The sequence below is a fragment of the Kitasatospora sp. NPDC007106 genome, assembly GCF_040634455.1.
Taxonomy (GTDB): Bacteria; Actinomycetota; Actinomycetes; order Streptomycetales; family Streptomycetaceae; genus Kitasatospora; species Kitasatospora arboriphila.
Genome location: NZ_JBEYFP010000387.1, coordinates 1 through 5742, shown reverse-complemented (window position 1 = coordinate 5742; position 5742 = coordinate 1). Strand labels below are relative to the sequence as shown.

General features: G+C 73.0%; 4 protein-coding genes. 1 reads left to right on the top strand and 3 read right to left on the bottom strand.

What is annotated here, in order from left to right:
• The 3 genes from ABZ641_RS24175 to ABZ641_RS24165 form a co-directional block, all read right to left on the bottom strand.
• Nucleotides 1–1064 (bottom strand): serine hydrolase domain-containing protein (locus ABZ641_RS24175; RefSeq protein WP_359984805.1); only part of this gene is annotated, 1064 nt, incomplete at its 3' end.
• A 189-nt stretch (nt 1065–1253) separates the two neighbouring features.
• Nucleotides 1254–2363, bottom strand: coding sequence for an alpha/beta hydrolase-fold protein (locus ABZ641_RS24170; RefSeq protein ID WP_359984802.1), 1110 nt, complete (start codon nt 2361–2363; stop codon nt 1254–1256).
• A gap of 122 nt (nt 2364–2485) precedes the next feature.
• Nucleotides 2486–5125, bottom strand: a complete 2640-nt coding sequence (locus tag ABZ641_RS24165; protein WP_359984808.1) for a helix-turn-helix domain-containing protein — start codon at nt 5123–5125, stop codon at nt 2486–2488.
• Between the two features lie 149 nt (nt 5126–5274).
• Between ABZ641_RS24165 and ABZ641_RS24160 the strand changes: the two genes are divergently transcribed.
• A complete protein-coding gene (locus ABZ641_RS24160) occupies nt 5275–5502 on the top strand; it encodes a hypothetical protein (protein ID WP_359984799.1) in 228 nt (75 codons plus the stop codon).
• The last annotated feature ends 240 nt before the right edge of the window (nt 5503–5742 follow it).

Sequence of the window (5742 nt, the reverse complement as noted above, 5' to 3'; positions counted from 1 at the left end):
GTCGCGAGGTGGGCGTTGGTCACCACGGAGGCGTGGCGGCCGTCCGCGGTGACCAGGGTCTCGCTGTAATAGCCGTTCACTATGCCGTCGTGGCCCCAGGCCGTGCCGCCGCACGGCAGGGTGTGGGCGGCGACTCCGAGGCCGTAGGAGAGGCCGCCGCCGACGGTGACGGTCTTCTTCATCTCCGCGAGGGTCGCCGGTGAGAGCAGGCGGCCGCCCACCAGCGCCCGGTCGAAGGCGGTGACGTCCTGGAGGGTCGAGATCATGGCTCCGGAGGTGCTGTAGATCGACGGTTCCAGGGCCGTCCCCAGGTCGGTCCAGAGGTTCAGGGCGCCGATCCGGATGCCGTGGTAGCCGTGCACGGCCGGGGCGGGAACGGTGCGGTCGCCCGCGGCCGGGAAGCTGGTACCGGCGAGGCCGAGCGGCTCGATGATCCGGGTGGTGATCGCCTGCCTGACGGACAGGCCAGTGATCCGCTCGATGAGCAGGCCGAGGATCTCGTAGTTGGTGTTGGAGTAGGCGAACGCGGTGCCGGGCGCCGAGGCCGGCGGGTGACCGAGTCCGTCCCGGACGAGCGCGGCCAGGATGTAGGTCCCGTCCGGACTCGCCTGCGGGTTCGGCGGGTCGTTGGCCGGGATGCCGCTGGTGTGCTGGAGCAGCTGACGGACGGTGATGGTGTCGCCGTGGTAGCCGTTGCCGTCGACGACGCCCGGCAGGTAGGTCTCGATCGGGGCGTCGAGCGAGACCCTGCCCTCGTCGACGAGCTGCAGCACCACCGCGGCGGTGAAGGGCTTGGTCTGGCTGCCGATCCGGAAGTGGTCCGTGGGCTGGATCGGGAGGTTGGCGTTGATCGTCCCGGTGCCGGCGGCGAGGCTGTAGGAGGTGGTGGCGTCCCCGGCGAGGACGGCAGCCCCCGGGCCGGCGGCGGCCTGGAACGTCTTCAGGGCGGCCAGTGTGCCGGCGTGGTCACCGCCGGTCTGCGCGTGCGCCGACGACGGCAGTACGACGATCGCCGCGGCCACGGCGGCGGCGAGGGCCGGGAGTCGCTTCGTGCGGTGCTTCACTGTGTTCTCCTTGGTCTGGTCGAGAGCGGGGGTCGGTCCGCTCACAGGGGATGGGTCGGGCTCCCGAGCGGGACTCGCACGCGTGGTGGCGTTCCGGGTGAACCGGGCTCTCCCGGGGGGGCATTCGCCTCGTCCGTGGTCGGGATGCCGGTCCGGCGAGAGCCCGTGACCCGGGCTTCCGGCGACCGGTCAGCTCGTCCGGTCCCCGGCGGCGAAGGCGGCCGAGAGGCGGGGGACGTAGTCGGCCAGCGCGGGTGCCCAGCAGCCGTAGTCGTGTCCCCCGTCGCAGCCGGGGGCCAGCGAGGAGCCGTTGCCGTAGTCGACGAACCGGCTCGGGATGCGCAGCTGGTCCAGGCGCGCCTTCACCGTGGCGGAGGCGATCTCGGTGTAGTGGTCGACCAGCCCCTGGCTGCCCGTGTACAGCGTGATGTCGGTGCCGGCGAGGCGCGCCAGGTTGGTGCCGGCGGCCGGGTTGACCTCGTTCCAGACGTGGTCCGCGCCGAAGACGGGGTACGGGGAGCCGAAGATCGCGTCGCTGTCCGTGGAGGGGCCGTAGCCGGTGCACCGGCCGGTACCGGACGGGGTGGAGGTGCTCGCTGCGCACCAGGCGCCGGTGACGTTGAGCTCCGTGGCGAGGACGGCGGCGCGGATCTCGGCCATGCCGAAGTCGATGCCTCCGGACAGGGACGCGACGCGGCCGAACAGGTCGGGCCGGGCTTCGGCGTAGCGCAGTGCACCGTAGCCGCCCATGGAGAGGCCCACGACGGCGCGGTGCGACCGGTCGGGAACCGTGCGCAGGTTGGCGTCGATGAACGGAACGACCTGCTGGGTGTGGAAGGTCTGCCAGTTCGCGGCGCCCAGGGCGGTGTTCTGCATGAGCCAGTCGGCGTACCAGCCCTTCAGGCCGCCGTCGGGTACGACGGTGATCATCGAGTCCGAGTGCAGCGCCGGGGCGGCCGCGACGTCGTCCACGGTGCCGCCGCCGCCGTGCAGGAAGTAGGTGACCGGCCACCGTCGGCCGGGTTCCGCGGCGTACCCGCCGGGAAGCAGGATGCGGATCCGGTGGCTTCCGGAGAGCTGTCCCGTGGTGACGGTGATCGTGAAGTCGGTGGCGGAGTGCACCTCGGTGGCCCCGGGCACCAGGATCAGTCCGTGGCCGTCGGCGAAGGCGGGGAGGGCGGACGGGGCAGCGGTGACGACGGGCGCGGCGGTGGTCGACGCGGCGGCGGCCGGTCCGGTGCCTGCCAGGGCGGCGAGTGTCAGGGCCGCGCCGGCGGCGCTCAGACGGAGGGACTTCATCGGGCTCCTTCACCGGAGGGTGTCCGCGGCACGGTGGCGTGCCGCGGACCGGACGGCTCCGATGCTGGTCCCCTGGGTGGCCGGCGGGACAGGCCATGCCACCGGCCATGGGTGACCGGCGGTCACTGGGGAGTCCGCCGGCCGGATTGCCGCCGCCGACCGCCGGCGTGCCTCCGTGGTTCGGGGCTCTCGCTCACCGGTCCGCGCGGCGGGAAGGTGGCCGGTGCGAAGTCGTGGTGCCGGTGGCGGTGGGTACGGCCGAGGTGGTGTTGCAGCCGGACGTGGCGGAACTGGTACACCGCACCGGTCCGGCGCAGGACCCCGCGCCGGTAGGCGTCGTCGAGGAAGGCGGCCGGGTCCCGGGGGAGCACGCCTTTCAGCGGCAGCAGGACGCGTGCCAGCACGATCCACTGGCCCCAGGCGGTGAAGGCGAGCACGTAGGAGAGGGCGCCTCCGATCCCCCCGACCGCACCGATGAACAGGCCGTCCGACAGACCCCAACGGAGCGGCCCCAGCGGGCCCTGGAGCAGTTCCACGACCAGGCGCCCGCTCAGGGCGATCGCCACCGTGAGGGTGGTGGCCAGAACGAGGAGCTGCCGGACCACCGTCGCCCGGTTCGAGGACAGCAGACTGATCGGGGTGGCCGCCGAGGTGACGTCGACGGGCGCTTCGAGGGCGGCCATCAGACCGAACACCAGACCGGCGGCGGTGCCGAACGTCAGCCCGAGGCACACCATGTTGATCAGCGTGCTCTCGATCACGCGCGGGTCGGTGAGCGGGCTCCCGAGATACAGTGCCCGTTCCAGGGTGAGGGCGCAGGCGCAGCCGACACCCATGACGGATCCACCGAGCAGGCCGTGCCCGAACCGGGCGGCGAACGTGCGCAGGGGCCGGCGGCCGAGGCCCGCCCGGGCGGTGGGCAGGGCGAGCCGGACGCGGCTGGGTTCGAAGGCCGTGCCGGTCCCGAGGCCGACCATGACCGCGTAGACGGATCCGAAGGCGAGGCCGGCGACCGGCCCCATCAGGCTCCCCTGCACCAGGATCTCGCCGATCCCGAGCCGGGTGCCCAGGAGAGCGACCAGCCAGTCGGACAGCGTGACGCTCAGTGCGGTGGCCAGGACGACGGCCAGGATGCGGGTCGGGAGGGGCACCGAGTCGGCGAGTTGCCACCATGCGAGGTCGTGCCGGTCGCGGTCGAGCCGTACCAGGTGGTGGGCGAGGTGCCCGAGCCAGCGCTCGGCTCGCTCGGGGTCGCGGACGGGCGACCGCGACCGCCGTCCGGCGACGTCCCGCTCGGGAGCGCGGCGCCGGTAGACCGCGGGCACGAAGCCCGCCAGCAGGTGCTCCTCCAGGGACTTCACCGTGGGGAAGCGGGCGGCGTCCAGCAGTTCCGCGGGATCCCGGTCGGGCGCCTCGCTGTACATGGTGCGGGCGAGGACGACCATGAGCGGGGTGGTCAGCACCGCCGCGAGCCGCACACCCGCCGGGCTCTCCCGGGTGCGCAGGCACTCGAGCACGGCGTCCCACCCCGTCGTGGACCCGTCACCGTCACGGACACCACCGTCCGGAACCGCGCGGACGGTGCGCGGCAGGTAACCGGACAGATCGTCGATCGTGAGGTCGGTGAGCTCGACGCCCGCCGCCCAGACCAGCGGAGCGTGCGCCGCCCGGACCGCCTCCGCGAACTCCTCGCGCCGGCTGGTGAGGACGAGCGGCAGCGAGACGCCGTTGAGCGCCTCCAACGCCTCCTGCCGCAGGCCCTCCGCTATCTCGTCGAAGCCGTCCAGGACGGGGAGGACGAGGTCGGCGTCGACCAGCGCGGCGGCCAGGGTCTCGCCGCGCCGGCCCCGGCCGGCCAGATGAGGGTGGTCGCGCAGCAGCTGGCCGATCATCCAGTCGCGCAGCGCGGTCGTCGTCGGATCCCAGGAGCTCAGGCCGAAGACCACGGGCACCCGGCCGGAGACGCTCGCGCCCGGGCCTTCCAGGAGGTCCAGGACGAACCTGATCGTCAGGATCGACTTGCCCGAGCCCGCCCGGCCGAGGATCACCCACCGCCCCGAGGGGATCCGGCGGTACACCTCCGCCACGCCGCGCAGGTCTCCGCTCACGTCCACCTCGCGAGGGGTCTCCCACGGACCGAGGCGTTGGACGTTCTCCGCGTGGTCGGTCAGGCTCGCGGCTGCCGGCTGCCAGCGGACCGGCAGCGGAAACGGATCGTGAACCCGGCGCTGTGTCTCCTCGACCCGCCAGCGGCGCCTGACCTCCACCGCCAGTTCGCTCATGGCGACGGCGATCGCATCGTGCACCGGCACGGGCGCGGGCGCCGCGAGAACGACGGGCGGGCGCGGCGGCGTGTCGTCGGGGGCGGACGGACCGGCGGCCCGGGCGGGCTGTACGGGGACGCGTTGCTCGGGAACGGGTTGCTCGGGAACGGGTTGCTCAGGGACGAGCTGCTCGGGACCGAATTGCCCATGGGCGGGTTGCTCATGGGCGGGTTGCTCGGGAGCGGACTCGGGCGCCGGGAAGGCGCTGCCGCCGCGGGGGTTCGTCAACTCGGCGGCCAGGTGTCGCCGGTCCTCCTCGCCCAGGCCGAGGGCGTCGGCCAGCAGGTTCACCGTCCCGAGCCGGTGGTCCGTGGACCTCCCGCTCTCCAGCCGGCGGATGGTGCGAACGCTCACCCCTGACCGCTCTGCCAACTGTTCCTGCGTCAGGCCCGCGAGATCGCGCTGTCGGCGTAACAGGGTGCCGAGCCGATCCTTCACCGTGCTCCTCCTACTTGCCGGTACGAACGGCGGCGAGCCTACCCACGATGGCCGGTCACCGATGGCCTGTTCCCTGACCTGTTCACCGAACATGACTGAGGTCACCATCGGTGCCCCGTGTGCGCACCAACGACAGGCGAGGAGTCGACGTGGCCCACCGCTACTGGTGCGGCGAGTGCAGCTTCAAGACCCCCTGGCTCAGCACCGCCGAGGGTGAGCGGCAACAGATCGCTCACTACGCCGCCAAGCACCCCGGCACTCCTCCCGGCGGACAGGTCGAGCACCGCCGGGGCGGCTCGCGCGCAGGCCGTGGATACCTCCGGCTGGCAGCCGTCGCGCTCGTCCTGCTGGCGGTCGTGGCCGCCTGTCACCGCTAGCGCCGCAACGACGCCCGCCACGACTGCCGCCGGGTTCACTCGTCGGGCCGATCAGGACGGGAACCTGTCCGAGGTGGATGCCCGTCGTCGGTCGGACGGAACCGTCGCGCTGCGGGAGCGGATTGCGCAGCGGTCCGCACGGACCGGGTCGCGGGACGCACGCGCGAGAGTGCTGGAGTGCTCTCAGCACGCGGAGGGCAGGTACGGTCCGGACGACTGCCGAGTCCGCCGCACGCCGGA

Coding starts and splice junctions, on each gene's coding strand:
- ABZ641_RS24170 (WP_359984802.1), bottom strand. CDS start 2,363: ATGAAGTCCCTCCGTCTGAGCGCCGCCGGCGCGGCCCTGACACTCGCC.